At 71.6% G+C, this 25518-nt stretch carries 22 protein-coding genes and 1 pseudogene; 16 read left to right on the plus strand and 7 right to left on the minus strand.

The genetic code is table 11. The features are described 5' to 3' along the window. Positions 1–77: 77 nt before the first annotated feature. The 6 genes from INTCA_RS07355 (at position 78) to INTCA_RS07380 (ending at position 4787) form a co-directional block, all read left to right on the plus strand. Positions 78–515: a hypothetical protein gene (locus INTCA_RS07355; protein WP_148236517.1), complete on the plus strand. Its 438-nt coding sequence runs from the start codon at positions 78–80 to the stop codon at positions 513–515. Positions 516–560: 45 nt separating this feature from the next. Further along, positions 561–746: a hypothetical protein gene (locus INTCA_RS07360; protein WP_013492285.1), complete on the plus strand. Its 186-nt coding sequence runs from the start codon at positions 561–563 to the stop codon at positions 744–746. Next, entirely contained in the window at positions 746–1162 is a 417-nt protein-coding gene (locus INTCA_RS07365; RefSeq protein WP_013492286.1) for a ChaB family protein, read from the plus strand. Before INTCA_RS07360 ends, INTCA_RS07365 begins: the two co-directional genes overlap by 1 nt. Positions 1163–1493: 331 nt before the next feature. Then, entirely contained in the window at positions 1494–2825 is a 1332-nt protein-coding gene (locus INTCA_RS07370; RefSeq protein ID WP_169312908.1) for an HNH endonuclease signature motif containing protein, read from the plus strand. A gap of 108 nt (positions 2826–2933) precedes the next feature. Then, positions 2934–3845, plus strand: a complete 912-nt coding sequence (locus INTCA_RS07375) for an alpha/beta fold hydrolase (RefSeq protein WP_148236519.1) — start codon at positions 2934–2936, stop codon at positions 3843–3845. Between the two features lie 90 nt (positions 3846–3935). Continuing rightward, positions 3936–4787, plus strand: coding sequence for an NAD-dependent epimerase/dehydratase family protein (locus INTCA_RS07380; protein ID WP_013492289.1), 852 nt, complete (start codon positions 3936–3938; stop codon positions 4785–4787). Between the two features lie 81 nt (positions 4788–4868). Here the strand turns inward: INTCA_RS07380 and INTCA_RS18620 are convergent, their stop codons facing one another. The 3 genes from INTCA_RS18620 to INTCA_RS07395 form a co-directional block, all read right to left on the minus strand. Then, on the minus strand, positions 4869–5429 hold the full coding sequence (locus INTCA_RS18620; RefSeq protein ID WP_013492290.1) for a hypothetical protein: 561 nt from the start codon (positions 5427–5429) through the stop codon (positions 4869–4871). 1 nt (position 5430) lies between these two features. Continuing rightward, complete coding sequence (locus INTCA_RS07390) at positions 5431–5682, minus strand: DUF4242 domain-containing protein (protein ID WP_013492291.1); 252 nt, start codon at positions 5680–5682, stop codon at positions 5431–5433. A 151-nt stretch (positions 5683–5833) separates the two neighbouring features. Next, positions 5834–8449 carry an ATP-binding protein gene (locus INTCA_RS07395; protein ID WP_013492292.1) on the minus strand — a complete coding sequence of 872 codons (2616 nt, stop codon included), beginning with the start codon at positions 8447–8449 and terminating at the stop codon, positions 5834–5836. Between the two features lie 215 nt (positions 8450–8664). Between INTCA_RS07395 and INTCA_RS07400 the strand changes: the two genes are divergently transcribed. From INTCA_RS07400 to INTCA_RS07410, 3 genes are all read left to right on the plus strand, one after another. Beyond that, positions 8665–9006 (plus strand): hypothetical protein, encoded by a 342-nt coding sequence (locus tag INTCA_RS07400; protein ID WP_013492293.1) that lies wholly within the window; start codon positions 8665–8667, stop codon positions 9004–9006. Continuing rightward, entirely contained in the window at positions 8979–10106 is a 1128-nt protein-coding gene (locus INTCA_RS07405; RefSeq protein WP_013492294.1) for a flavin-containing monooxygenase, read from the plus strand. Before INTCA_RS07400 ends, INTCA_RS07405 begins: the two co-directional genes overlap by 28 nt. A gap of 128 nt (positions 10107–10234) precedes the next feature. Beyond that, positions 10235–11857 (plus strand): LuxR family transcriptional regulator, encoded by a 1623-nt coding sequence (locus INTCA_RS07410; protein WP_013492295.1) that lies wholly within the window; start codon positions 10235–10237, stop codon positions 11855–11857. Positions 11858–11940: 83 nt separating this feature from the next. Here INTCA_RS07410 and INTCA_RS07415 read toward each other — a convergent pair whose 3' ends face one another. Continuing rightward, positions 11941–12357: a transferase gene (locus tag INTCA_RS07415; RefSeq protein WP_013492296.1), complete on the minus strand. Its 417-nt coding sequence runs from the start codon at positions 12355–12357 to the stop codon at positions 11941–11943. A gap of 235 nt (positions 12358–12592) precedes the next feature. Here INTCA_RS07415 and INTCA_RS07420 point away from each other — a divergent pair, with 235 nt between their 5' ends. From INTCA_RS07420 to INTCA_RS07440, 5 genes are all read left to right on the plus strand, one after another. Continuing rightward, positions 12593–13660, plus strand: a complete 1068-nt coding sequence (locus INTCA_RS07420; RefSeq protein WP_013492297.1) for a YihY/virulence factor BrkB family protein — start codon at positions 12593–12595, stop codon at positions 13658–13660. 48 nt (positions 13661–13708) lie between these two features. Further along, positions 13709–14719, plus strand: a complete 1011-nt coding sequence (locus INTCA_RS07425; protein ID WP_013492298.1) for an aldo/keto reductase family protein — start codon at positions 13709–13711, stop codon at positions 14717–14719. A 112-nt stretch (positions 14720–14831) separates the two neighbouring features. Further along, positions 14832–15767 carry a universal stress protein gene (locus tag INTCA_RS07430; RefSeq protein ID WP_013492299.1) on the plus strand — a complete coding sequence of 312 codons (936 nt, stop codon included), beginning with the start codon at positions 14832–14834 and terminating at the stop codon, positions 15765–15767. 57 nt (positions 15768–15824) lie between these two features. Next, the gene (locus INTCA_RS07435; RefSeq protein WP_013492300.1) at positions 15825–17507 is read left to right on the plus strand and encodes an NERD domain-containing protein; all 1683 of its coding nucleotides are present in this window, start codon (positions 15825–15827) and stop codon (positions 17505–17507) included. 159 nt (positions 17508–17666) lie between these two features. Continuing rightward, on the plus strand, positions 17667–18617 hold the full coding sequence (locus INTCA_RS07440; protein ID WP_114611008.1) for a universal stress protein: 951 nt from the start codon (positions 17667–17669) through the stop codon (positions 18615–18617). A 95-nt stretch (positions 18618–18712) separates the two neighbouring features. On the opposite strand, the gene INTCA_RS07445 is transcribed toward INTCA_RS07440, so the two are convergent. Both INTCA_RS07445 and INTCA_RS07450 read right to left on the minus strand, forming a co-directional pair. Next, positions 18713–19138, minus strand: coding sequence for an SRPBCC family protein (locus INTCA_RS07445; RefSeq protein ID WP_013492302.1), 426 nt, complete (start codon positions 19136–19138; stop codon positions 18713–18715). A 151-nt stretch (positions 19139–19289) separates the two neighbouring features. Further along, a complete protein-coding gene (locus tag INTCA_RS07450; RefSeq protein WP_013492303.1) occupies positions 19290–21704 on the minus strand; it encodes a Tex family protein in 2415 nt (804 codons plus the stop codon). A 219-nt stretch (positions 21705–21923) separates the two neighbouring features. Here INTCA_RS07450 and INTCA_RS20635 point away from each other — a divergent pair. Then, positions 21924–22316 (plus strand): annotated as a pseudogene (locus INTCA_RS20635) (TY-Chap domain-containing protein); the annotation flags it as partial. Positions 22317–22421: 105 nt separating this feature from the next. Here the strand turns inward: INTCA_RS20635 and INTCA_RS07455 are convergent. Further along, positions 22422–23858, minus strand: coding sequence for an amidase (locus INTCA_RS07455; protein WP_013492304.1), 1437 nt, complete (start codon positions 23856–23858; stop codon positions 22422–22424). A gap of 135 nt (positions 23859–23993) precedes the next feature. On the opposite strand from INTCA_RS07455, the gene INTCA_RS07460 reads away from it, so the two are divergent. Continuing rightward, complete coding sequence (locus tag INTCA_RS07460; RefSeq protein ID WP_013492305.1) at positions 23994–25517, plus strand: ABC transporter substrate-binding protein; 1524 nt, start codon at positions 23994–23996, stop codon at positions 25515–25517. Position 25518 lies beyond the last annotated feature (1 nt).

Here is a 25518-nt window from a genome sequence, read left to right on the forward strand (position 1 = left end):
TGGCCGTGCGGCCCGGCTCGCTCGAGCCTGTGGGTAACTCTGCGAGGACCGGGTCGATCCGCGCCAGCATGATGGTCATGTCATTCAAGGATCTTCCGCAGGGCGGAGCCCGCGACCTCGACCTCTCCGACCACACCTACGCCGCCGACGTCATCGACCTCATCACGCTCGAGGAGGACCGCGCGCTCGGCTGCTTCTCAGCCATGTTGTGCGACAGCGAGGACCACGGCGTGCAGCCCCTGTGCCTCAAGTGCGTCGAGCCGGGAGCCTCGCCCGACGAGATGGTCGACCTGCTGGAGCTGGTGCTCCCGCTCCTGGCGCAGAGCCGTGGTTCCATCCTCCTGGCACGTGGCCGAGTCGGCGCGCTTCGTCCCACCGACGACGACCGCCACTGGCACCAGCGGGCCATCGAGGTGTGCCGTGCGCACGGCGTCAAGCTGCTCGGCTTCCACATCGCCACCCACGACGGGGTGCTGCGCCTGCCGGAACCGCTTGCCGCTTCGGACGTGGCCTGATGGGGTTCGCCCCTGTACTGGCGCGGCCCTTCGGGTAGGAGCCGGATGTCAGACTCCAGCGCGGACAAGGAGGCGCTCATGCGCTCAAGGATCTCCACCACCACCGAGGGCCACGAGATCCCCAGCGGGGTCAGCGAACGCGCCCCCCGTTCGCCGGGGCTGCTCAGGCCGGCGAGACCCGTCGCGCCGGTCGATCCGGTCGATCCGGTCTCGGAACGAGGCGAGCCGTGATGCCGGCCCGCGAGGAGATGCCCTCCACCCTCCGACGGTCCTCGAAGCAGGCGCAGGATCTCTGGGCCACGGTCCACGACAACGCCGTCGAACAGTACGGCGAGGGAGAGCGGGCTCACCGAACGGCGTTCTCCGCGCTCAAGCACAGCTTCGAGAAGGTCGGGGACCACTGGGAGGCCAAGGTGGAGAAGGGGCCCTCCGACGCGCAGGCAGCCCGTCACGGCGTTCGGGCCCGAAGGGGTGGGGAGACCGCCGGGGGCGTGGACGCGAACGCATCGAAGGCACACCTGTACGACGTTGCCAAGCGGCTCGGGGTCCAGGGCCGCTCTCGGATGACCAAGGCCCAGCTCGTCGAAGCCATCGGTCGCGCGAACGAGATGGCATCACGGAAGGCGCTTGAGGCAGAGCGGGATTGAGGGCCCGTCCGCCCAGCACTGGTGCGGCGGGCGAGCGGGCTGAACATGAAACAGGGGTGTTGTCGGTGGTCGGTTCTAGGTTGGTGTGATGGTTCCCGATGCGGCGGTTCTCGACCGACTCCGGGCGCGGCTGAGTGAGGTGGAGTCGCGACACGAGAGTGATGCTCAAGGTGCCGCGCAGGCGTTCTGGGCCTCGTTGCGAGGGCCCGTCGACGCTGCACCGGCCCAAGCCTCGCCGAGCGGGCGGGGTCGGCGTGGGGGCCCCAAGTTGCCAGCAGTGGGTGGGATCCGGCGGTGTGGCCCCTGGGCGCAGGTGGATCCGGATGGGCCCTTGCCGGTCGACCCGCTCGGGGTGGTGGCGGTGGATCCGGAGAGTCTGGACCTCGACGGCGCGGACGCTGGCTGGCTGGAGGCTTCTCTGGCGCAGGCGGAGGCTCGCCTGGACACCGAGGAGACGGAGCGTCCAGAGCCGCTCGCAGTGAAGATCGACGCGTTGTTGGGGGCTTCGCTGGTGTCGCACGGCTCGGCGGAGCTGGCCGTGGCGGTGGAGCATGTGGCCGCAGCGCGGGCTCAGCATGAGGTGGTGCTCGTCAACGTCCTGGCCGAGCTGGAGGCACGTGGCGAGCAGCCGCCCGGTGGGTTGCGGCCCGCAGACTGGCTGCGGTCGGTGGATCCCGGGATGAGCGCGGGCCAGGCGAAGGACCTGGAGACCGTGGCCCGGGCGGTGAACGAGCCCCGGTGGCGAGAGCTGCGGGCGCGGGTGACCATGCAGCACGTCACGGTGGCCAAGGCGGCCCGGATCGTCGAGTTCGACCAGCGGGTCTCACCGGTAGCGGATCCGGAGGAGGTGGACGGGGCCGTGACGGATCTGCTGGGGGCCGCCCCGGGGCTGGTCGTGGAGGACTTCACCCGGCTCGTGCGTCATCACACCGAGCAGGTCCGGCCACCCAAGGACGAGGGGGATGAGGAACGGGTTGATGCGGGCCGACGCTCGGCGCGGGGCCTGTGGTTCGGTCAACCGAACCGGACCGGGATGGTCAGCCTGCGTGGGGTGTTGGACCCGGAGGCCGCCGCCGTGCTGAAGTCGGCGATCGCCCCGCTGGCAGCACCCTGTCCGGAGCGGGACGGGCACGGTCACACGGTGTCGCCGGACCCGCGCTCGCCCGCCAAGCGCCGCGCGGACGCGTTGGTCGAGATCGTCGAGCGGGGCGTCGCGGCAGCTGCGGACCTACCGGTGACGGACAAGGCCAAGCTGGTGGTCACCCTCGATCACGAGGTGCTCACCGGCCGGATCCGTGGCACCGGGCTCGCCGGGTCCGGGGACGTGATCACGGCGGCGGCTGTGCGGCGGCTCGCCTGTGATGCGGCCATCATCCCGATGGTCCTCGGCGGGGCGGGGGAGCCGTTGGACGTCGGCCGGGCCCGGCGGCTCGTCACGGCCGCGATGCGGGCCGCGTTGTGGCAACGCGATGCGGGGTGCACGTTCCCGGGATGCACGGCTCCAGCGCAGTGGACCGACGCGCACCACGTGACCCCCTGGTGGGGCGGTGGGCCCACCAGCATGGACAACCTGGCCCTGCTGTGCCGACGGCACCACACCCATGTGCACCGTCACGAGCTGACCGCGACCGTCAGGCCGACCGGCGTGACCTGGCACACCTGAACGTCCCGCCCCGCACCTCGCCCGACCAGCGGCGGGGTGCCCGGCATGCCCGCACGAGCCCCATGAAGCCCCGTCGCTACGGTTCTCCCTACCGATGAGGAGGTCCCCTTGGCCAGCTGGCAGATGAAGGTCGTCGCGCTCGTCGTTCGCCTCACCCGGCGACGCGCGTTTCTCAGCGAGGAGGCCGGGGCGGCAATGCTCCGGCAGCCACAGTCGTCGTCCCACCCGCCTCGGTCGCTGAGGCGACGCTGCGCGGTGTCCTCTCGCCAGATCGGGGGTTTCCAGGTGCACACGGTCAGTGCAGCGGAAACTGGGCGAGCCGGCGAAACGGGCCAGACGAGCCTCGTCTTCCTCCACGGAGGCGCGTACACGCGGGAGATCGTGCGGCAGCACTGGGAGCTCGTGGCCCACCTCGCCGTCGAGCTCGGAGTGGACGTGCACGTGCCGCTCTACGGGCTCGCACCTCGCCACGACGGCCTCGAGGCGCTGGCGTTCGTCACCGACGTGCTCGAGACGGTCTGCGCAGGCGGCCGGACGGCCTACGTCGTCGGTGACTCCGCCGGAGGCGGCCTGGCCCTGCTGGCTGCTCAGGCGACGGCAGGCCGGGACGACATCCGGATCGCCGGTCTCACCCTCATCGCGCCGTGGCTCGACCTGACCATGTCCAACCCAGGCATCGATGCCGTCGAACGCATCGACCCGTGGCTGGCCCGCCCGGGCCTGCGCCCGGTCGCCCGGTCGTGGGCCAACGGGCTGCCCCTCGACGACCCGCGACTCAGCCCGATCCGCGGCGAGCTCAACGGGGTCCCGCCCGTGGACCTGTGGGTCGGCACGCGCGACATCACCCTGCCCGACTGCCGCCTGCTGCGCGACCTCCTGCCCACGGCGTCGCTGGCCGGCTACCACGAGCAGGCGGACGCCATCCACGACACCCCGCTGCTGCCGGTCCCGGAAGGCCGCGCCGCCCGACAGTCCATCACCGACCACATCCGGCGGCGCACCCTCGCGCCCGCCCCGTAGGCGAGGTCGGAGCGGGGGCGAGCCCAGCGGCATACGACTTCTGATGGGGCCTAGGGTGGGCGGGAACCGCGCCGACCAGAGGAGCCGACCATGCGCGTTGCCGTCACCGGAGGTTCGGGCAAGCTCGGACGTCACGTCGTCGAACGGCTCTCGACCAGCGGCCACACCGTTGTCAACCTTGACCGTGAGGGCTCTCGTGGTGCGGGTTTCGTCCGGGTGGACCTGTCCGACTACGGGCAGGTCCTCGACGCCCTCTCCGGTGCCCGTGACGGCGCCCAGCCCGCCCCCGTGGAAGCGGTCGTCCACCTGGCCGCGATCCCAGCGCCCGGGCTCGCCAGCGACATCGAGACCTTCCGCAACAACATGACGGCGACGTTCAGCGTCTTCCACGCGGCCATCCGACTCGGGATCCGCAACATCGTCTTCGCCTCCTCCGAGACGGTGCTCGGGCTGCCTTTCGACACAGCGCCGCCGTACGTGCCCGTCGACGAGGAGTACCCCGGACGCCCCGAGTCGGTCTACTCCCTCGTCAAGCACCTCGAGGAGCAGCTGGCGGGCGAGCTCTGCCGGTGGCACCCGAACGTCAAGATCATCGGGCTGCGCTTCTCCAACGTCATGGATGTCGCCGACTATGCCGAGTTCCCCTTCGACGAGGACGCCCGCACCCGCAAGTGGAACCTCTGGGCCTACATCGACGGACGCGACGGCGCCCAAGCCGTCGAGAAGGCGCTGCTCCACGACGCGACCGGCTTCGACGCGTTCATCGTCGCGTCACCGGACACGGTCATGACCCGTCCCAACGCCGAGCTGCTCGACGAGATCTACCCCGACGTCCCGCGCACGGGCGAGATCGGCGAGCACACCACCCTCCTGTCGATCGACAAGGCGCGTCGTGTGCTCGGCTACGAGCCGCAGTTCTCCTGGCGCGACCCGGGATCGTGACGAGGGGAGCACTCGAGAGGGCGTGAGTGGGCGCGACCCCACCCGGTTCGGGTGGGGTCGCGTCCAGTCGACCCGGCCGACTCAGCACTGCACCTCGGGGTTCCAGTCGGTGAACGTCCCGTTGGGGTTGGCCTTCTCGTGCCAGACGTGCAGCTCGTAGAACGCGGGGAGCCCATAGCGGTTGCCCTCCGCGACCCGCGCGAACCGCTGACCGTAGAGGATGGGTGGGTTCGCGTGCCCGGCGTCCCAGGCGTCTGCGAGGACGAGGTACTCCGCCGCGATCAGCGTCAGCGAGCCACCTGTACCGGGTTCGTAGATGAGGGCCTCGGGTGACAGCCGGTCGACCTGGCCGTCGAGGAGGCTGACGACATCGACGAAGTGGATCCCCATCGCCCCGCGACCCGCGGGATCCGTGATGCAGGTGATCCCCGCGAGGTCGAAGACCTGAGTCGTCCAGCCGCCTCCGGGCCCGGACTGATAGGGCCTCGTCACGTCTCGCAGCTCAGCGAGCTTCGCGGTGTGCCCGTGCGTCCTGACTGAGCCGGGTGAGACGTCGGCGGCCCCGCCGTCGTGGGCTGCGGCCAGCGACGGCATCGCGACCAGGGAGAGCGAGGCCAAGGTGCCTGCCAGCCTGGCGCGCATGTCAGCTGCCCTCCTGGACGGCGTAGACGTGGTCGGCAACCAGGCCGTGCGCCTCGCGGTGGACGGTGTCGGCGGCCTCCGCGTTCGGGGCCTCGACGAGGCAGAAGATCTGCCCCTCTCCTTCGGCGACCCAGTAGCGCAGGTAGCTGACCTCATGCGCGTCCTGGGTGGCCAGGTCTGCGGCATGGGCCCTGGCGACATCGTCCATCGTGACTCCGTCGCCGAGCGAGTGGACATCCATGAAGAGCGGCATCGTGCCTCCCCTTTCGGTGGGTGGTGGTGATGCCTCCAGAGTCACGAAGGGGGCCGGGTCGGGGCATGGGTGACGGCTACCCATGTTCTGGCCCCTCTCGCCCCTACCTACCGGCGCGACTCAGGCAACCTTGCCGCCGCAACCCCAGCGGTCACTCGGAGGCGGCGTACCACTCGGCCAGATCACGGCGGGAGCCCACGCCGACCTTGGCCAGGATCGACGACACGTGGTGCTCCGCCGTGCGTCGGGAGATGACGAGCCGCTCAGCGATGGCAGAGTCGGACAGGCCCCGGGCCAGCAGCGCGGCCACCTCCGACTCTCGCCTCGTCAGCCCGTCCGGATGGTCTCGTGTCGTCCGGCCCGGCGCCCGTGGTGGCGTCCGCCCCAGCGAGCGGAGGTCTGCCCGGCACCGGGCGGCGCCTGCGTGAGCCTTGATCTCGTCGAAGATCCCTGCTGCGCGGGTCAGCGCGTCGGCGTCGCCACTCCGCGCGAGTGCGAGGGCCTCGTCGAACGGGCAGCCAAGGCTCTCCCACAAGCGTGCCGCCTCCGCCCACTCGCCGGCGAGCTCCGCGGCGAAAGGTGGTGCCACCTCGCGGTGCGTGCCGGGTGCCCCCTGCGGCAGCCATCGCAGCACTGAGCCGCGGTTCCACGGGCAGTCCGCCCTTTCGACGAGCTCCACCACGGTCGTCGCAATCGCACCCGCATCCGCATCACGTCGGGCAAGCCAGGAGAGCTCGCTCCGCAGGGCGGCGACCGGGGCCACCGCCTGCACCTCGCCGATGCCCTCGGCGAGGGCAGCGGCCCGGGTGACGAGGTCCTCGTACCCGCCCTCGCCGCGTTGGCCCCGGACGTGGGCCAGGCTCACGAGCGGGGACAGGGCCGCTGAGCTCGCCAGCGAAGGATGGGCGAGGACGGTCTCAGCGCTGCGCTCCGCCGCGCCCAGGTCCCCGCGCTGGACCTGAAGCTCTGAGTCGCACCCCAGCAGGTAGTTCGTCCAGGAGTCGAGGTCGCGCTCCGTGCAGTACTCGATTCCCTCGGCCAGGCTGCGTTGGGCATCGTCGTGCCGACGCTGGGCGATGGCGCTGGAGGCCAGGTTGAGGTACGCGCGGGCAGCGTGCTCGTGCATCTCGGCCCGGCGCGACAGGTCGAGGCTCTCCTCGAGCATGGCGATGCCAGCCGCCCTGTCACCGGCCACGACCTCGATCGTCCCGAGGTTGTTGAGCGCATGCGCGCGTAGCTCGGTGCGGGCACGGCCTTCCTCGAGGGAGTCGAGGAGGCTCAGTGTGCGCGCTCCCCACGTGCGGGTGGCCGCGCTGTCGCTCGTGAGCATGCGCAGCTGGGTCATGTTGCTGTAGGCGTAGGCGAGTTCGGGTGTCGGGGGTCCCTCGAGCACGTCCAGGGCCTGCTCTGCCGCGGCCTCGGCATCGGCGTTGCGTCCCTCGAACCAGAGCAGCCGGGACAGGCACCGCCACGCGTCGCCGACTCGGGTGGTCGCCCCTTGGGCCTCCCAGAGGTCACGGGCTTCCTCGACAGCCACGGAGGCCTCACCGATCCGACCGGTGACGTAGAGCTCGTAACCCAATGACCAGTACAGGTCTGCGATCTGCTCGTCAGGCAGCCCCGTCCCGTGGAGACGGGCTGCATGGGCCAGGGCCCGCTCGAACTGACGGGCTGCCTCTCGGTGGGCGCCGAGGTCGGAGGCACGCCGGCCCGCGACCGTGGCGTGCGCGACGGCCGACTGGCTCAGGCCCGCGGCGTCCGCGTGGTGCGCCAGCCGCGCGGGGTCCGCGCCCCGGGCCTCCAAGGCGGCGAGCAGGCGCCGGTGCTGATGGATCCGCCTGCCGATGGGGACCTGCTCGGCGACGACGATGCGGGCGAGCTCGTGTCGGAACGTGACGGCCCCGTCGGCCTCGACGAGCAGCCCACGTGCCAGCGCGTCGTCGAGGGCGGCCAGCCCGTCCCGGAGCAGCTCTTCGAGCAGGTCGACCTCCGCTCGAGCCCCCGCGAGCGCGACGACCTCGAGCGCCTGCTGGGTCGTCTCGGGGAGGTTGGCCACCCGAGCGAGGATCGCGTCTCGGCACTGCTCGGGAACGGTGTCGAGCCCACTCGAGAGCACCTCGGTGACGTAGAACGCGTTCCCATGCGTGATCTCGTGGAGGCGTGTCACATCCACCCCGCTGCCGAGCGGCTGGGACCCCGCGTTTCTCGCGACCAGGGTGGCCACTGCATCGCGCGACAGGGGCGGCACGTCGAGTCGTCGGGTGCCGGTGGCGGAGGCGCTGTCACCGAGGAGCTGGCGCAGGCCATGGATCGCGTCGACGTCCTCGCGTCGGTAGGTGACGACGACGAGGGCCCGGCACGTGTGGATGCGGCGGGCGAGGTGAAGGAGGAGATCCAGGGTGGCCTGGTCGGCCCAGTGGGCGTCCTCGACGACCAGGAGGTATGGCACGGAGCCGGGCGGTTCGCGCAGGGCACCGAGGAGGGAGGTGAGGATCACCTGGCGGGTCGCGTCGTCCGGCCACAGACCTGGTGGCAGCGTCGGGAGAAGCTCTCGTAGCGGCGCGAGGGGCGACGGCGTCAGTGATCCGTCGCAGTAGGCCACCGCGGCACGCGCCTGGGGTGCCGCCGACGCCGTGAAGGTGTTCACGAGCGCTGACTTCCCGATCCCGGCCTCACCGGACACGTAGATCAGTCGGCCATGACCGGCCGCCGCCTCGTCGAGGTAGGCGCCAAGCGTGTGGAGCTGATGGTCGCGTTCGACGAGCATCACCGGTCAATCGTAGGAGCCGCCCCGCGCGCCTGCCTCGAAATGAGCGATTCCAACCCAGCCCCCCGCGACGGCACGGCCGGGCTGGGAGCCGGCTCAGCGGCATACGGCCGGGTGGCGCGGCCCGACGTGGGTCGATCGACCCATCGAGGGGCGTCGGGGATGGGTGAACCGCCCGACGCGGTGGTGGGACCGGGATCCCTACCGTCGAGGCCATGGGCAGTTCCATCCCGATCGCAGCCGGTGCCGTCGCCACGGTCGTCTTCGCGGCCAGCGCCCTTCCCATGCTGGGCAAGGCGGCCCGGACCAAGGACCTCGGCTCCTACAGCCGCGCCAGCCTGGTCATGGCCAACGTGGGCAACGCCTTCTACTCGCTCTACGTCTTCCACCTGCCACCGGGCCCGATCTGGGTGCTGCACAGCTTCTACCTCGCGTCCTCGGCGCTGATGCTCCTGTGGAGCCTGCGCTATGGGCGCGGAGCGACCACGTCCACCAGAGAGTCAGCACCGAGTCAGCAAGGGAGCCAGACATGCACACCGAGCACTTCGAGACCGTGATCATCGGCGCCGGCCAGGCGGGCCTCGCCACCGGCTACCACCTCAAGGAGAAGGGCCGCGGCTTCGTCATCCTCGACGGTGAGCGCCGCGTCGGGGACGGCTGGCGCCACCAGTGGGACAGCCTGCGCCTCTTCACGCCGGCCTGGGCGGATGGCCTTCCCGGGACGCCCTTCCCGAAGCCGGCCTGGGAGATGCCGACCAAGGACGAGTTCGCCGACTACCTCGAGTCGTATGCCGCTGAGCACCGTCTGCCGGTCCGGCTCGGCACGCGGGTGGCCGGGCTCACGGCATCCCCTGCCGGGGCGGGCGAGGCCGGCTACGTCCTCGTCACCGACCGGGGTCGGATCCAGGCCGACAACGTCGTCATCGCCACCGGCACGTTCGGCCGATCGCCGCTCATCCCGGGCTTCGCGGACCAGCTCGACCCGTCCATCGTCCAGCTCCACTCGAGCGAGTACCGCCGGCCGGACGACCTGCCGCCGGGACCCGTGCTCGTCGTGGGCGCCTCGCACTCCGGGTGCGACATCTCCTACGAGCTCGCGCAGACCCACCCGACCATCCTCGCGGGGCGCGACACCGGCCAGATCCCCGTCCCGTTCTCCTCGCCCTTGCTCAAGGTCGTCTTCCCGGTGCTGCTGTTCTGCTTCGGCCACGTTCTCAGCCGGCGAACCCCGTTGGGCCGCAAGCAGATGGATCACTTCCGCTTCAACGGCGGACCGCGGCTGCGGGTGCAGGCGCAGGACCTTGCCGACCGCGGCGTGGACTGGGTCCGGGAACGGGTCACCGGTGTGCAGGGCGGCCGGCCCGTCGTGGGCGGCCGCGGAGCCATCGACGTCCGCACCGTGGTGTGGTGCACCGGCTTCCGCCAGCAGTTCGACTGGGTCGACCTCGATGTCTTCGACGAGCGCGGGTGGCCCAGGGAGCTCGGCGGGGTGGTCGACGACGCGCCGGGACTGTACTTCGCCGGACTCGGCTTCCAGTCGTCCGCCCGCTCGATGCTCATCCACGGCGCGGGTCACGACGCCGGGCACGTCGCCAGGCAGATCGTCGGTCGGGCTCGGGTGGGCCAGGCCATGCCTCACCATCCGGCAGCTGCCTGATCGTCCCCCCAGTGGGGACGGGGGTGGGGACGGGGGTGGGGACGGGGGAGGGGGCGGGCGGGTCGGAGCTCGGTGAACCCGCCCGTCCGCCCGTCGGTTCGCGAGTATCGTCGGTGGACGGAGCAGCCATGGCGGTCGACGAGCTCACTGCGGGACGCGAGGCGTACGCGCGCCGTGCCTGGGGCACGGCACGCGACCACCTGTCGCGCGCCGACCCCGCTCAGCTCGACGGCGACGATCTGCGCGCCCTGGGCTTCGCGGCCTACCTCGGCGGGGACCGTGATGCAGCCGTCCGGGCGCTGCAGCGAGCGCACACGTCCCACGTCGCGGCCGGCGCCCGGCTGGCGGCGGCGTACGACGCGAACCAGCTCGCCATGATCTTCTCGACGAGCGGCGAGCCGGCGGTCGGAGCCGGGTGGCTCGCCCGGGCACGACGCCTCAGCGACGACCAGCCGGAGGACGCCGACGTCCGAGGTCACCTGCTCGTCCACGAGATCCACCGCCTCTTCGCCGAAGGCGACTTCGCGGGCGTCGTCGCCTGCTGCGAGCGGATCGCCGAGATCGGACGCAAGTGGGACGACGCGGACCTCGTCGCCTACCCCCTCTCCATCTCCGGCTATGCGCTGCTGCACAGTGGGAAGGTCCGTGAGGGGCTGGCGAGACTGGACGAGGCGATGGTGGCGATCACCGCGGGCGAGGTGTCGCCGGTCGTGGCAGGACACGTCTACTGCGCCATGATCGAGGCGTGCCAACGGGTCGCCGACTACCGCCGCATGGTCGAGTGGACCGACGCGTTGACCGCCTGGTGCGAGGACCAGTCAGGCCTCGTCGCCTTCACCGGCCAGTGCGCGGTCCATCGTGGGCAGATCCTGCGCGCCCAGGGCTCGTTCGCTGACGCCTTGGCCGAGCTCGCCCTGGCGGCCGAGAGGTACGAGGCGAACGGGATGGACCCGGCGACGGGCCTCGCGATGTACGAGCGTGGCGAGGTGCTGCGGACCGTCGGCGACCTCGACGGGGCGCAGGCGGCCTACGACGAGGCGGCCCGATGGGGGCACGAGCCGCAGCCCGGGCTCTCCCTCCTGGCCCTGGCGCGAGGCCGGACCGGGGCAGCCGTCGCGTCCATGCACCGGCTGCTCGCTGAGGCGCGCGACCCCCTGACCCGCGTCAGCCTTCTCGGCGCAGCCGTCGAGGTCCTCCTCGCGGCCGGGCTGCTCGACGAGGCGGCGGAGGCGGCGGAGGAGCTCGGCGGCCTCGCCGGGTCGTTCGGGTGCGCCGCCGTCGCGGCGAGGGGGGAGTATGCCGCTGGGCTCGTCGCGTTCGCCCGCGACGATCCGGCGGGGTCCCTCGCCCACCTTCGTCGCGCGTGGAAGGAGTGGATCGAGCTCGGGGCGCGCTACGACGCCGCGCGGGCCAGGACCCGGATCGGGGTCGCGCTCGGGGCGCTCGGCGACGATGTCTCCGCCACGGCGGAGCTGACCGTGGCGTTGCGGACCTTCAGCGAGCTGGGCAGCGAGCCGGCGAGGCGCGAGGTCGAACGACTCCTGGGCGCAGGCCTCCCCGGTGGGCTCACCGCGCGGGAGGCGGAGGTGTTGCGGCTCGTGGCCAGCGGCCGCACCAATCCCCAGATCGCCGCCGAGCTGTTCCTCAGCGACAAGACCGTGGCCCGCCATCTGAGCAACATCTTCACCAAGATCGCCGTCACCTCGCGGACCGCCGCGGCGGCCTATGCGCGCGAGCACGACCTCGCCTAGGGTCCGCGAGCGGCACCCGGTCCGGCGATGGGAGCCAGCCCAGCGGCATACGACCGGTTGCTCCCTCGATCGGGATGCTGGGGTCAGGCGGCGGTGCGCCGCGCCCCGGTCCGGTGGGAGGGGATCCGGCTCCCCGCCGGGACCACGGCGTCAGGACCGAGCCGCGCGCCGGCACCCACGTGGGCGTCGGGGCCGACCTTGACCCGGGGGCCGAGCTGGGCGCCGCGGCCGATGACGGCACGCGGCCCCACGTGGGCGGCGCTGCCGATCTGGGCGCCCTCGCGCACGACGGCGTCGCGGTCGACCCACGCGCCGGCCAGGACGCGGACCCGCGGACGCACGACGGCCCCGGCCTCGACGTAGGCCGACCCGTCGACCCAAGCCGTCGCATCTACCTCCGCCGAGGAGGCCACCAGACCCCCACCGTTCTCGTGGTGGAAGTACCGCAGGACGGTCCCGTTGTCCTCCTCGAACTCCACGAACCTCTTCCGCTTCTGCATCACGCTTCACCTTCTCCCTGCGTCGGACACCCGGCTGCGAGCCGGTTGCTCGCTCGTGGCCGCGCCTGATGCGTCATCTCGGACCGAGACGGGCCGCGAGGACCGAACGCATGTTCTACAACGTGCGAGGCGGGCGTGGTGTTCCGGCTCGACGGGGGCTGCGGTGTGCGTTTCCCACAGGCTGGGTAGCGGGGTAGGGACCGCGTGAGCCGGCGGAGCCGAAGGAGTCCCCACGATGAACGAAGGTGAGAGTGTGGAGCGGGCCGAGACCGCCCTCGCCCCCGACCACCCCCGCAAGCCCGAGTCGCCACCGGACCTGCGTCCGAAGATCTGGCGGACCAGCCTCAAGCGGGCGGCCCACGAGTTCGGCCATGACGAGTGCACGGACCTCGCGGCGGGGCTGACGTACTACGGCGTGCTGTCGATCTTCCCGGGCCTCCTCGCCCTCGTCTCGCTCCTCGGGGTCTTCGGCCGGGGGCGGTCGACCGTCGAGAGTCTCCTCGACATCCTCGAGGCCGTCGGGCAGGGGGACTCGGCGGACACCCTGCGCGGACCCATCACCGACATGGTCAACTCCGGCGCGGCCGGCCTGACGCTCGTCGTGGGGCTCGTCGGGGCTGTCTGGTCGGCCTCGGGCTACGTCGGCGCCTTCGGCCGGGCGATGAACCGCATCTACGGGGTGGACGAGGGGCGCCCCTTCATCCGGCTGCGTCCGCTCAACCTCGCCTTGACGGTCGCCTTCGTCATCATGGCGGCCCTGATCCTCCTCGGTCTGGTGCTGACCGGCGACCTGGCTCGCGCCGTCGGTGACACGATCGGTCTGGGCGGCGCGGCGGTCACGACGTGGAGCATCGCGAAGTGGCCGGTCATCCTGATCCTCGTCATCGCCATGGTCGCCCTGCTCTACTGGGCGACCCCCAACGTCAAGCAGCCGCGGTTCCGGTGGCTGTCCGTCGGGGCCGTCATCGCGATCCTGGCGGCCATCGTCGCCTCGGTCGGGTTCGGTTTCTACGTCTCGGGCTTCTCGAACTACGACAAGACCTACGGTTCGCTGGCCGGCGTCATCGTCTTCCTGCTCTGGATGTGGCTGATGAACCTCGCCCTCCTCTTCGGCGCCGAGGTCGACGCGGAGATGGAGCGCGGACGCGAGCTGCAGGCGGGGATCCCCGCGGAGGAGGCGATCCAGCTGCCACCTCGCGGCACGGAGGCGTCCGTGAAGAAGGCCCGCAAGCGCGAGCAGCTCATCGAGCAGCAGGAGGAGATCCGGCAGCGCAACGGCTCCCGGCGCGCCGGCGTGCGGTAGGGGCCCCGCCGTCGCCGACCGAGAGGAGGGCACCCGTACGGTGGGTGCATGGAATACCGGTATCTCGGCAACAGTGGTCTCAAGGTCTCGGCGATCACCTACGGCAACTGGCTGACGCACGCGTCCCAGGTGGAGAACGACGTGGCGGTGCAGTGCGTGCGCGCTGCGCTCGATGCGGGCATCTCCACCTTCGACACGGCAGACGTCTACGCGAACACCGCAGCAGAGGTCGTGCTCGGTGAGGCGCTCAAGGGCGAACGCCGGGAGAGCCTCGAGATCCTCACGAAGGTGTACTGGCCCACCGGGCCCAAGGGCAAGAACGACACAGGTCTGTCGCGAAAGCACATCATGGAGTCGATCAACGGTTCCCTCACGCGGCTGCAGACCGACTACGTCGACGTCTACCAGGCGCACCGGTACGACACCGAGACGCCGTTGGCGGAGACGATGCAGGCCTTCGCCGACATCGTCCGCCAGGGCAAGGCGCTCTACATCGGGGTGAGTGAGTGGACGGCGGAGCAGATCCGCGAGGGCGTGCGACTCAGTCGCGAGCTCGGCTTCCAGCTCGTGTCGAACCAGCCCCAGTACTCCATGCTCTGGCGGGTCATCGAGGACGAGGTCGTCCCGGCGAGCGAGGAGCTCGGCGTGAGCCAGATCGTCTTCAGCCCCGTCGCCCAAGGCGTCCTCACCGGCAAGTACGTGCCGGGGGAGCCGGTGCCTGAGGGATCGCGAGCCACCGATGAGAAGGGCGGGGCCGACTTCGTCAAGCGGTTCCTGCGCGACGACGTGCTCCATCGGGTCCAGGGGCTGCAACCGGTCGCGGACGAGGCGGGCCTCACCCTGGCACAGCTGGCGGTCGCCTGGGTCCTCCAGAACCCCAACGTCGCCGCCGCCATCATCGGCGCATCGCGTCCGGAGCAGGTGAAGGAGAACGTCAAGGCAGCCGGGGTCGAGCTGGCACCCGAGCTGATGGCGCTCGTCGACGAGGTGCTCGGCGACGTCGTCGAGCGGGACGCCGAGCTGACCCAGCTGAACGCCCCGCAGGGGCGCGTGGTCTGACCTGCGGCGACGCGCGGCATCTTCGTGCGTCGTCCCGGAACGGACGCGGCTCCCGGGGAGATAATGGCCTCAGGGCCGGTCGACGGGTCCGGCTCGACCTGGAAGGACGACCATGAGCGGGGAGACCGGCTCCACCGAGTCACCGGACAGCCGACGGATCGTCGTGGGCTACAGCGGCATGGACGGGTCGGAGCCCGCCCTGGACTGGGCTGTCGAGACGGCGCTCCGGGAGGACCGTCCGCTGACCATCCTGCACTGCTACGACCTCGCCCATGTTCCCGTGCTGGGTCCGGCGCCGCCCGACCAGCAGAGTGAGCTGATCGCGGATGCAGCCGACGAGGTCGTGGCCGGGGCAGTGGAGCGTGCCGCGCTCGTCCTCGGCCGCGCGAAGGTCACCGGCAGCAGCATCCTGGGAGGCGCTGCCGGGGAGCTCGTGACCGCGAGCGAGACCGCCCACCTCGTCGTCACCGGCTCTCATGGGCGCGGCCGCCTGCTCGGGGGTCTGCTCGGATCGACGTCGTACACCGTGACCGCCCACGCGCGATGTCCCGCTGTGGTGGTGCGCGGGGAGGCCTCCCTCCATCCCGACGCCGAGCACCGGGTGGTCGTCGGCGTCGACGACTCCGAGGCGGCCCTCCACGCCCTCGACCGCGCGGGGGAGGTCGCCGCCAGGGCGGGAGCGCCCCTCCACCTCGTCCGTGCCATTCACCCCTCGGTGGATCTGCACACGCAGCCGGAGCTGGGCCCGATGGTGTACGGCGAGGCGTACGCCATCGACCATGCGCGGTTCGCCGACGAGCTGCGCGGCTACGCGGCCGACGCGACGGCCGAGCTGGTCGAGCGAGTCACACGGGCACACCCCACTCTGGTGGTGACCTTCGAGGTCGTCGAGGACAGTCCGGGGCTGGCCATCGCACGGGTCGGGGCCGGTGCGGGCCTCGTCGTCGTCGGTTCGCGCGGGCGAGGGGGCTTCGCCGGCATGCTGCTCGGCTCGGTGAGCCATACGGTCATTCACCACGCGACGTCGCCCGTGATGGTCGTCCGCTGAGCATCCGGGTGCGCATCCTCCTGCGGAGCGACGCGAGGGTGGCTAAGGTGCGGACCTGTGGACAGCTGGGAGCGCGGGGGCCAGAGCGGCAGTGACGAGACGGCGCATGGCTTCGCCAGCGAGGCGGAGCAGGTGGTCTGGGACCGGCTCACGAGCCAGGTGCCCCCGGGCACGGTCCTCATCCCGAATCTCCGGTTGACGAGCACCCAGAAGGACCACGAGCTCGACGTCGTCGCGCTCATGCCGGACGTCGGGGTCGTCGTCGTCGAGGTGAAGGGCGGCAGCGTCTCGGTGGACGGCCAAGGACAATGGTGGTCCGGGGGGCGCAACCGCACCAGCCGAATCCGGCCGGTGGAGCAGGCCCGCGACGGCAGGTACGCCCTGAGGGACTTCATCGAGGCTGATCCTCGTTGGAAGAACCAGCGCAGCCGGGTGCGGTTCGGCCATGCGCTCGTCGTGCCGTTCACCCATCTCAGCCCGGACTTCGCCACTCCGGACTGCCCGCGGTGGATGGTCAGCGGGCGTGACGACCTCGACGACCTCGCCGGTCGCATCCACGACGTCGTCGCGCTGCAGCAGAACGACCAGCGCGTACCGACCCACGAGGACGTCCACCTCATCCAGGAGATCCTCACGGGCCGCTGGCTGCCCGCGCCGGACGGCGCAGCCGAGGCCGACGAGCGTGAGTCGGTGGCGGACCGACTGACGCGCGAGCAGGCCGAGCTGCTCAAGGTGACGCGACTCATCCACCGGATGGAGGTGCGGGGCGGAGCCGGCTCGGGGAAGACGATCCTCGCGCTGACGCAGGCCAAGGACCTCACCCGGGGCCAGGGGGAGCGCCGACCCCAGCGGGTGGCGTTGCTCTGCTACTCGATCGGCCTCTCGCAGTACTTCAAGCGCCAGCTCCAGGCGGCGCCGCACCGTCACCGCCCGGCCTTCGCGGGGTCCTTCGAGGACCTGGCCAACGAGTGGGGCATCGCCACGGCCCACGACCGCAACGACCGCGACTTCTGGGAGCGCGACCTCGCGGCGCAGATGGCGGCGGTGGCCGAGCGGCTGCCGGAGAGCAGGCGGTTCGACGCGATCATCGTCGACGAGGCACAGGACTTCGCCGACCACTGGTGGAACCCGCTGATGAAGTCGCTCAAGGACGAGGAGACCGGTGGGGTCTACGTCTACAGCGACGAGAACCAGCGGATCTTCCCGCGCTACGGGCAACCACCCGTCCCGCTCGTGCCGCTGGTCCTCGACCACAACCTGCGCAACACCCGGCAGATCGCCAGGGCCTTCGGTCCGCTCACCCCGATGCGGATGACGCTTCGCGGTGGGGAGGGCCCCGACGTCGTCGTCGTCCCCTGTGAGACCGAGGCCGCCGTCGATGCGGCCGACGACGCGGTCGGGGCCCTGCTCGACGACGGGTGGCGGCCCGAGCACATCGCCCTGCTGACCATGGGATCCCGGCACCGTGTCCAGGCGGAGCGTCAGGACACGGACGGCCAGATCGGCTACTGGCGGTCGTTCTGGGAGGACGAGGACGTGTTCTACGGCCACGTGCTCGGCTGCAAGGGCCTGGAGCGCAAGGCCGTGGTCCTCTGCATCAACACGGACAACGCCGACCGCGGCCGGGAGAAGCTCTACGTCGGGATGTCGCGCGCGACCGACCGTCTCGTCGTCGTCGGGGATCCTGACGTCATCCGCGCCATGGGGGGCGACGCGGTCGCGAGGCAGCTCGGCCTCTGACGCGCAGCGTGCCGCCGGCTGTGAGCGCGCCGGTCGTGTCTGGCCGCTCACACCGCACGGTGCGGCGAGCCGGAGGGGGAGAGGATGGAGGTGGCCCGACGGGCCGATCCGGCGGGCGGACGTGGCATCAGTCACGGGACGACCGGAGAGGCGCCGACGATGAGCGAGAACGCCACCACCACCGAGACCGCCAACCACCACCTCGGGCACGGCATCGTCGTGGGCTACGACGGCTCCGCTGCGTCCGTGCTGGCCCTCGACTGGGCCATCGAGACGGCCCGTGAGCGAGGGCGCCCGCTGACCATCGTGCACGGAATCAGCACGACCGGCACCGGCTTCCCCGCGATGGACCTGGCGCAGGCCCAGCCCCTCTTCGAGCGGACGGCGCGAGAGATCGTCGCCGACGGGGCCCGCCGGGCCGAGAAGGTCCTCGAGGTGAACCAGATCGAGACCCAGTACTGGCTGGGGAGCGCCGCCGGCCAGATCATCGAGGCGTCACGGGACGCTGACCTCGTCGTCGTCGGCAGCCGTGGTCGTGGCCGCCTCCTCGGTGGGCTGCTCGGCTCCACGTCCTACGCCGTCACCGCGCACTCCCACTGCCCGGTCGTCGTCGTGCGCGGCCCGGCGGGCGAGGACGTGGAGGACCTTCCCGAGCCGAGCCGACCGGACCCGGAGCACCCGGTGCTCGTGGGGAGCGACGAGTCACCGGGGTCCCAGCGGGCCGTCGACGCCGCCGCGGAGGTCGCTGCTCAGAGCGGGGCCCGGTTGACCATCGTCCGGGTCGCCGAACCGGTCATCCCCAGCACGTGGACCGTGATCGAGGCCGGCGCGGGTGGTGCGGCTCTCGAGGACCCGGACACCATTCTCGGCTGGGCCCGCGAGGGCGTCGAGCGTGAAGGCGAACGCGTGCGCCGGACCCACCCGTCACTCGACGTGACGACCGAGGCGGTCCTGGGTGACCCGGGTTCGGTGCTCGCGGGGCTGGGACAGGATGCCGGGCTCGTCGTTGTCGGGTCGCGGGGACGCGGCGGGTTCACGGGGATGCTGCTCGGCTCCGTGAGCCACCGGGTCATCCACGACGCCGTGTGCCCCGTCATGGTCGTTCGTTGAGCCGACCCTGTGCCTTCGGGCGGGAGCGGGAGGACGCCTGTTGACGCGGCCGGGCCCAGCGGCATCGGCCGGGCCGCGTCAGCGGCGGGTGGCGCTCAGCTCGCGATCGAGCTGGTGAGCCGTCCGAGGGCGTCGTCCCAGCGGGCCTTGTCGCTCTGGCCGTCCTCGGCGATCCCGCGTCCCTCGTGGAAGAGGTCGAGGCGGGTGCCGTCACCCTCGCGCCGCAGCTGGAGGTCGACGATGCTGAGCGGGCCGTCCTCGTTGGGGTGCCACGAGACGCGGATCTGTTCCAGAGGGTGGTAGCTGCGCAGGACGCCACACGGGCCTTCCGCGCTGTGCCAGGGCTCGCCCTTCGTCGCGAGGCGGGCGCCGGTGCCGAGCAGCGCCTCCGTGCCCTGCGGGCTGATCAGGTGCTCCCACACGCTTTCGAGCGGGGCCGCAACGGTGGTGCTCGCGTGCACACCAGCCGGCGACCCCTCGAGTTCTGCGTCCTCAGGGATCAACTGCGTCTCACTGGTCATGGGTACCTCCGGTCCGCGGCGGGTCCGGCCCCGGATGGGCTGGACCCACCACTCACAGTCGACCAAGGATCCGGCCTGAGGACAAGAGCCAGTTTGAGTGACGTATGCCGCTGGGCTGGCTTCCCGCACGTCGACATCCCCGGGTGCCCCGTCAGCCCTGGTAGCCGGCGCGCCGGAGGGCGTCTGCGACAGCGCTGGTCGGTGGCGGGTCCTCCCGCGAGCCGCGGGCACCCGATGAGGGTGTACCGGCCCGACCACGCCGGCCATCCCGACCATCGCGACCATCCCGGCCAGGGCGCCGTCCCGCACCCGGACGCGCCCCCCCGTCATCCGGTGTCGCAGTCGACGCCCGGCCAGGCGGAGCCACCTCGTCGTCGAGGCGCAGGCTCAGGGAGATCCGCTTCCGGACGAGGTCCACGTCGAGAACCTTGCAGGTGACGACGTCGCCCGGCTTGACGACCTCTCTGGGGTCGGAGACGAAGCGGTGGGAGAGCGCGGAGACGTGGGCGAGGCCGTCCTGGTGGACGCCGACGTCGATGAACGCGCCGAACGCGGCGACGTTGGTGACGACGCCCTCGAGCGTCATGCCCGGCCTGAGGTCCTTCAGCTCCTCGACGCCCTCCTTGAAGCTGGCGGTGCGGAAGGCGGGTCGTGGGTCGCGGCCCGGCTTGTCGAGCTCGGAGAGGATGTCGGTGACGGTGGGGAGGCCGAACCGGTCGTCGACGAAGGCCTCCGGGCGGAGTCGGTGCAGCACAGCGGTGTTGCCGATGAGCTGACGCAGCTCGAAGCCGGTCTCGGTGAGGATGCGCCGGACCACCGGGTAGGCCTCGGGGTGGACCGCCGAGGAGTCCAACGGGTCGTCACCGTCGGGGATGCGGAGGAAGCCGGCAGCCTGCTCGAAGGCCTTGGCGCCGAGGCGCGGGACCTCCTTGAGCGCCGACCTCGTCCGGAATGGGCCGTTGGTGTCCCGGTGCGCGACGATGCCGTCCGCAAGCCCGGCGGTGATGCCGGAGACGCGTCGAAGGAGCGGAGCCGAGGCGGTGTTGACGTCGACGCCCACGGCGTTGACGCAGTCCTCGACCACGGCGTCGAGGGACCGGGACAGGGATGTCTGTGAGAGGTCGTGCTGGTACTGCCCGACACCGATCGCCCTCGGCTCGATCTTGACGAGCTCGGCGAGCGGGTCCTGGAGCCGCCGCGCGATCGACACTGCTCCGCGGAGGGACACATCGAGCCCCGGCAGCTCCTCCGAGGCGTAGGCGGAGGCGGAGTAGACGGATGCGCCCGCCTCAGACACGACGGCAGGGGTGACCTTGAGGTCCGGGTGCCGCTTGACGAGATCCTGGGCCAGGCGGTCGGTCTCTCGCGACGCCGTGCCGTTGCCGATGGCGATGAGGTCGACGTGGTGGTCTCCGCAGAGGCGGGCGAGGGTGGCGATCGACCGGTCCCACTGGTTCTGCGGCACGTGCGGGTGGATGACGTCGGTGGCGACGACCTTGCCCGTCGCGTCGACCACGGCGACCTTGACGCCGGTGCGGAAGCCGGGGTCGAGACCCATCGTGGCGCGGGTTCCGGCGGGAGCGGCGAGGAGCAGGTCGCGCAGGTTCGCGGCGAAGACGCGGACCGCCTCCTCCTCGGCCGACCTGCGCAGCCGCATCCGCAGGTCGATCCCGAGGTGGACGAGCAGCTTGGTGCGCCAGGCCCACCGCACGGTGTCGCCGAGCCAGGCGTCGGCCGGACGGCCCCGGTCCGAGATCCCGAAGCGGGCCGCGATGGCCCGCTCGTACTCCGTCGGCCCGGTCGCCGGCCCGTCCGCAGGCGGGAGGGGGTCGACGGTCAGGCTCAGGACCTCCTCCTTCTCGCCCCTGAGCATGGCGAGGATGCGGTGGGACGGCATCTTCGGGAACGGCTCGGAGAAGTCGAAGTAGTCGGAGAACTTCGCACCCTCGGCCTCCTTCCCCGCGCGGACCTTGGCCGTGAGGTGCCCGCGCGACCACATCCGCTCGCGCAGGACGCCGACGAGGTCGGCGTCCTCGGCGAAGCGTTCGACGAGGATGGCCCGGGCCCCGTCGAGGGCGGCTGCGGCGTCGGCCACCCCTTTCGACGCGTCGACGAAGGCGGCCGCCGCGGCCAGCGGCGAGACCGTCGGGTCGCCGAGCAGCCCGTCGGCGAGCGGCTCGAGGCCGGACTCCTTGGCGGTCTGGGCCCGGGTGCGCCGTTTCGGCTTGTACGGGAGGTAGATGTCCTCGAGCCGTGCCTTCGTCTCGGCGGCCAGCAGCTGGGTGCGGAGCTCGTCGGTGAGCTTGCCCTGCTCGTCGATGGAGGCGAGCACCGTCCGGCGTCGCTCCTCGAGCTCGCGCAGGTAGCCGAGGCGCTCCTCGAGTGACCGCAGCTGGGCGTCGTCGAGGCCCTCGGTGACCTCCTTGCGGTAGCGCGCGACGAAGGGGACGGTCGCGCCTCCGTCGAGGAGCCCGACGGCGGCCTGGACCTGGCCTCGGCGGACGCCGAGCTCCTCGGCGATCCGCTGCTCGATCGACGGCCCCGCGCCACTCGTGCTCACTGCCACACCTGCTCCTCAGTTCTCGCCCGTGTCCCGCGCTCCACCGCGTGGACCCCGCATTCTGCCGGTGGCCACCGACATGGGTTCCCCCGACCCCCGCCTGGGCTGTCCGGCGTGGTCTGGCGTGGTCTGCAGGACCCGGTGCCGGTGTCGGTGGCCGGTGAAAGCCTCCAGCCGTGGTCCGAACGAGGGCCCGAGCGGGTGTGCCGTGCGGGGAGAGGGCAGATGGAGATTCGCGGTGATGACAGGCGCGCGCTCGAGCAGGCGTGGTCGACCTACGAGCAGTGGCTCGCAGAGCGGATCGCGCACCTGACGCCGGGTGCCGTGCTGGCCATCGGGCTCCGGCGCCCGAGTCGGGAGGACGGACTCGGGCCGTCGGTCGACCTCTACGTCGAGACGGACGGGTCCCTGCTCGCCTCCGCCACGGGAAACAGCGTCCTCGGTGCTCGGTACCGTGTCGCCGACCTGGAGCAGCAGGCACTGGCGCAGGCGTGGTCGGTGGCGGTGCGGAACGGGCGAGGCGTCGTGCTGTGGGAGCTGCGCCGGGCTCGTGGCGACGCCGCCGAGGTCGCCGCACAGGTGTGCCGGTTCCTGTCCCGGGCCTACCGGGTGCCCCATCCGGTCCTCCTCGCCACGCAGGTGGACGGCGCGCTGGCCGCTGCGACCGACTGGCGTCAGGTCCACGGCGGGCCGGCGCCCGTCGACCAGTGCGGGTGGGCCGGCTCACCGACTCCGCGGGCCGGCAGGGATGGGGAAGGCAGGAGCGGCCTCGGCGCTGCGGTGCTGCTCGAACCAGTGCACGGCACGGAGCACGCCCACGTCGTCGAACCGTCGCCCCGACACCTGCAGGCCGACGGCCCGCCCGTCGATCAGGAAGCCGCAGTTGACGGACGCGGCGGGCTGGCCGGACAGGTTGTAGGGCGCGGTGAACCCGATGTGGGCCATTCCCTCGTCGGAGTCCCCCCAGGGCATCGGCCACTCGGCGGGGAAGGCCGCCACCGGGGCCACCGGTGACAGGACGAGGTCGAAGGGCTCGGTGGCGCGGGCCGTCACCTCCTGGAGGCGCATGATGGCCGTGTAGTCGCGCATCAGCTCGCCGGCCGACACGTCTCGCGCCGCCTCGACCCACCGTCGGATGAAGGGCAGCACGCGGGACCGGCCCGAGGGGTCGAGGGCCTCGAGGTCGACGAGTGAGCGCACCCGCCAGAACTCGTCGAGTCGACGCAGCAGCTCAGCGGTGAGGAAGGGCGCCACCGGCTCGACGCGGGCTCCGGCCGCTTCGAACACGCCGGCTGCCGCCTCCACCGCCGCCCGGATGTCCGACGCGACGGTGAGCCCGCAGCCGGCGTCCACGTGGAGTCCGACCCGTAGGCCCGCCACGTCGTAGGTCCCGCCGGCCGTGAGGTCGTCGAGCTCGAGCTGTCCCGGCGGGAGGGCCGTCCAGTCCCTCGGGTCGGGCCGGCTGATCACCGCGAGGAGCAGCGCGGCGTCGGTCGCAGTGCGCGTCATGGGCCCCGCGACCCGCCCGAGGTAGGGGGCGTCGAGCGGCACCCGGCCGGCGCTGGGCTTGAGCGTGGTGAGGCCGAGCCAGGTCCCGGGGAGGCGGATGGAGCCGCCGATGTCGGTGCCGACGTGGAGCGGCCCGTAGCCCCCCGCGGCAGCGGCGCCCGCGCCGGAACTGGACCCTCCCGTCGTCAGGCGCGGGTCCCACGGGCTGCGCGTGACGCCGTGGAGGCTGGAGACGCCGGAGGAGAGCATGCCCCAGTCGGGCATGACCGTGGAGCCGAGGATGACCCCGCCCGACTCCTCGATCCGCTCGACGACGGGGCAGCTGCGCTCGGGGACCACCGGCGCCACCCCGGCGTTGCCGGCGGGCATCGGCACCCCGGCCCGAGCGAGGTTCTCCTTGACCGTGACGGGGACCCCGTCGATCGGACCCAGCGGGGCACCCGCGCGCCAGCGAGCGGCACTCAGCTCAGCGGCATACAGCGCCGCGTCGAGGTCGTAACGCCAGAAGGCGTTGAGCTCGGGCTCCCGCTCCGCGACCACGTCGGCGACGTCTCTGACGACGTCCACGGGGGAGAGCGAGAGCGAGGCGTATGCCGCTGAGAGCGCTTGCGCCGTCAGGCTCGCCGGGCGCCCGGCCGGGTTCTGCTCCACTCGCGGTCACCTCCCTTCCGAGCTCGGTGTCGTGTCCTCCCTTGACATCCGGACCATTGCCGGAAACGGTAGCCGTCAACGCCGAAAAGTCCACTGGCCAGACCAGCGGGACACCGTTGACGGGATGGAGCCACGATGACGCCGAGCCGGGTCGCCGCCAGCGGGAGCGTCCTGCTCCTCGCCCTCACCGCAGCCTGCTCCGCCGGGTCGGGGACCTCGGACGGCGCCGCGACCACCGGTGCCGGTGGGAAGGTCGGCACGTCGCTGACCGTCGGTCTCGTCGCCGAGCCGGTCAGCCTCGACTTCACGACCAAGGACGGCGCGGCCATCCCGCAGGCGTTGCTCGACAACGTCTACGAGACGCTCGTCAAGGTCGACCAGTCCGGTGAGCTCCAGCCGGCGCTCGCGTCCGGGTGGCGCGTCTCCGAGGACCAGAAGACCTACACTTTCGACCTCGTCCAGGGCGCGAAATTCACCAACGGGCGGCCCTTCACGGCCAAGGACGCCGCGTTCTCCATCAACCGCGTCAAGAGCGACTGGACCGTCTCGCTGAAGTCGGCCATGGACGTCGTCGCCGCGGCGAAGGCCGTGAGCGACACCCAGCTCGAGGTGACGCTGGCCAAGCCGAGCAACAACTGGCTCTACAAGATGTCGACCCGCGTGGGCGCGATGATGACCGAGCAGGGAGTCGCGGACCTCGCAGCCAAACCAGTGGGCACGGGTCCCTACGTCTTCACGGAGTGGCGTCGCGGCGACTCCATCTCGTTCGCCGCGAACCCGGACTACTGGGGGACCAAGCCGTTCTTCCAGGACGTCACCCTCAAGTACTTCAAGGACCCGTCCGCGCTGAACAACGCCTTGCTCACCGGCACGATCGACGTCATCGGCACGGTGCAGGCCCCCGAGTCGCTCCAGCAGTTCGAGGGCAACGACCGGTTCGAGATCACCGAGGGCACGACGAACGGCGAGGTGCTCCTGTCGTTCAACAACGGCAAGGCGCCGATGAACGACCTCAAGGTGCGGCAGGCGGTGCGCCACGCGATCGACCACCGCGCCCTGCTCGACACGTGCTGGGCCGGCCGCGGCACGCTCATCGGCAGCATGGTGCCGCCGACCGACCCCTGGTACGAGGACCTCACCGGCCTGTACCCCTACGACCTCGCGAAGGCCAAGGCGCTCGTCGCGGAGACCGGGGTCGCGTCCACCGCCCTGCGGCTGCGGCTGCCGTCCTTGCCCTACGCGACGTCGTGCGGCCAGGTCGTCAAGAGCCAGCTCGAGCAGGCCGGCTTCACGGTCGACCTCGACCAGCTCGAGTTCCCCGCCGTGTGGCTGAGCACCGTCTTCACGGACGCCGACTACGACATGTCGATCGTCGCGCACGTCGAGCCCCGCGACCTCGCCGCGGTCTTCGGCAACCCGGACTACTACACGCGCTACGACAACAAGCAGCTCCAGGCCGACCTCGCCGCGGCCGACGCGGGGACGGTAGACCAGCAGGTGGACCTGATGAAGAAGGCCGCCCGCGAGCTGTCCGAGGACGCCGCCGGTGACTTCCTCTTCCTCCTGCCCAACCTCATGGTCGCCGAGAAGGGCATCACCGGCCTGCCGAAGAACGCCATCACGGAGTCGTTCCGCCTCGCCGACCTCAGCCGCGGCTGAG

The organism is Intrasporangium calvum DSM 43043 (assembly GCF_000184685.1).
Classification (GTDB): domain Bacteria; phylum Actinomycetota; class Actinomycetes; order Actinomycetales; family Dermatophilaceae; genus Intrasporangium; species Intrasporangium calvum.

What these genes read in the sequence shown, in the direction of transcription:
- INTCA_RS07440 (WP_114611008.1), top strand. Translation starts at nt 17,667, where the DNA reads ATGAGCGAGAACGCCACCACCACCGAGACCGCCAACCACCACCTCGGG.
- INTCA_RS07425 (WP_013492298.1), top strand. Translation starts at nt 13,709, where the DNA reads ATGGAATACCGGTATCTCGGCAACAGTGGTCTCAAGGTCTCGGCGATC.
- INTCA_RS07365 (WP_013492286.1), top strand. Translation starts at nt 746, where the DNA reads ATGCCGGCCCGCGAGGAGATGCCCTCCACCCTCCGACGGTCCTCGAAG.
- INTCA_RS07430 (WP_013492299.1), top strand. Translation starts at nt 14,832, where the DNA reads ATGAGCGGGGAGACCGGCTCCACCGAGTCACCGGACAGCCGACGGATC.
- INTCA_RS07415 (WP_013492296.1), bottom strand. Translation starts at nt 12,357, where the DNA reads ATGCAGAAGCGGAAGAGGTTCGTGGAGTTCGAGGAGGACAACGGGACC.
- INTCA_RS07445 (WP_013492302.1), bottom strand. Translation starts at nt 19,138, where the DNA reads ATGACCAGTGAGACGCAGTTGATCCCTGAGGACGCAGAACTCGAGGGG.
- INTCA_RS18620 (WP_013492290.1), bottom strand. Translation starts at nt 5,429, where the DNA reads ATGCGCGCCAGGCTGGCAGGCACCTTGGCCTCGCTCTCCCTGGTCGCG.
- INTCA_RS07420 (WP_013492297.1), top strand. Translation starts at nt 12,593, where the DNA reads ATGAACGAAGGTGAGAGTGTGGAGCGGGCCGAGACCGCCCTCGCCCCC.
- INTCA_RS07380 (WP_013492289.1), top strand. Translation starts at nt 3,936, where the DNA reads ATGCGCGTTGCCGTCACCGGAGGTTCGGGCAAGCTCGGACGTCACGTC.
- INTCA_RS07390 (WP_013492291.1), bottom strand. Translation starts at nt 5,682, where the DNA reads ATGCCGCTCTTCATGGATGTCCACTCGCTCGGCGACGGAGTCACGATG.
- INTCA_RS07410 (WP_013492295.1), top strand. Translation starts at nt 10,235, where the DNA reads ATGGCGGTCGACGAGCTCACTGCGGGACGCGAGGCGTACGCGCGCCGT.
- INTCA_RS07400 (WP_013492293.1), top strand. Translation starts at nt 8,665, where the DNA reads ATGGGCAGTTCCATCCCGATCGCAGCCGGTGCCGTCGCCACGGTCGTC.
- INTCA_RS07405 (WP_013492294.1), top strand. Translation starts at nt 8,979, where the DNA reads ATGCACACCGAGCACTTCGAGACCGTGATCATCGGCGCCGGCCAGGCG.
- INTCA_RS07355 (WP_148236517.1), top strand. Translation starts at nt 78, where the DNA reads ATGTCATTCAAGGATCTTCCGCAGGGCGGAGCCCGCGACCTCGACCTC.
- INTCA_RS07395 (WP_013492292.1), bottom strand. Translation starts at nt 8,449, where the DNA reads ATGCTCGTCGAACGCGACCATCAGCTCCACACGCTTGGCGCCTACCTC.
- INTCA_RS07460 (WP_013492305.1), top strand. Translation starts at nt 23,994, where the DNA reads ATGACGCCGAGCCGGGTCGCCGCCAGCGGGAGCGTCCTGCTCCTCGCC.
- INTCA_RS07360 (WP_013492285.1), top strand. Translation starts at nt 561, where the DNA reads ATGTCAGACTCCAGCGCGGACAAGGAGGCGCTCATGCGCTCAAGGATC.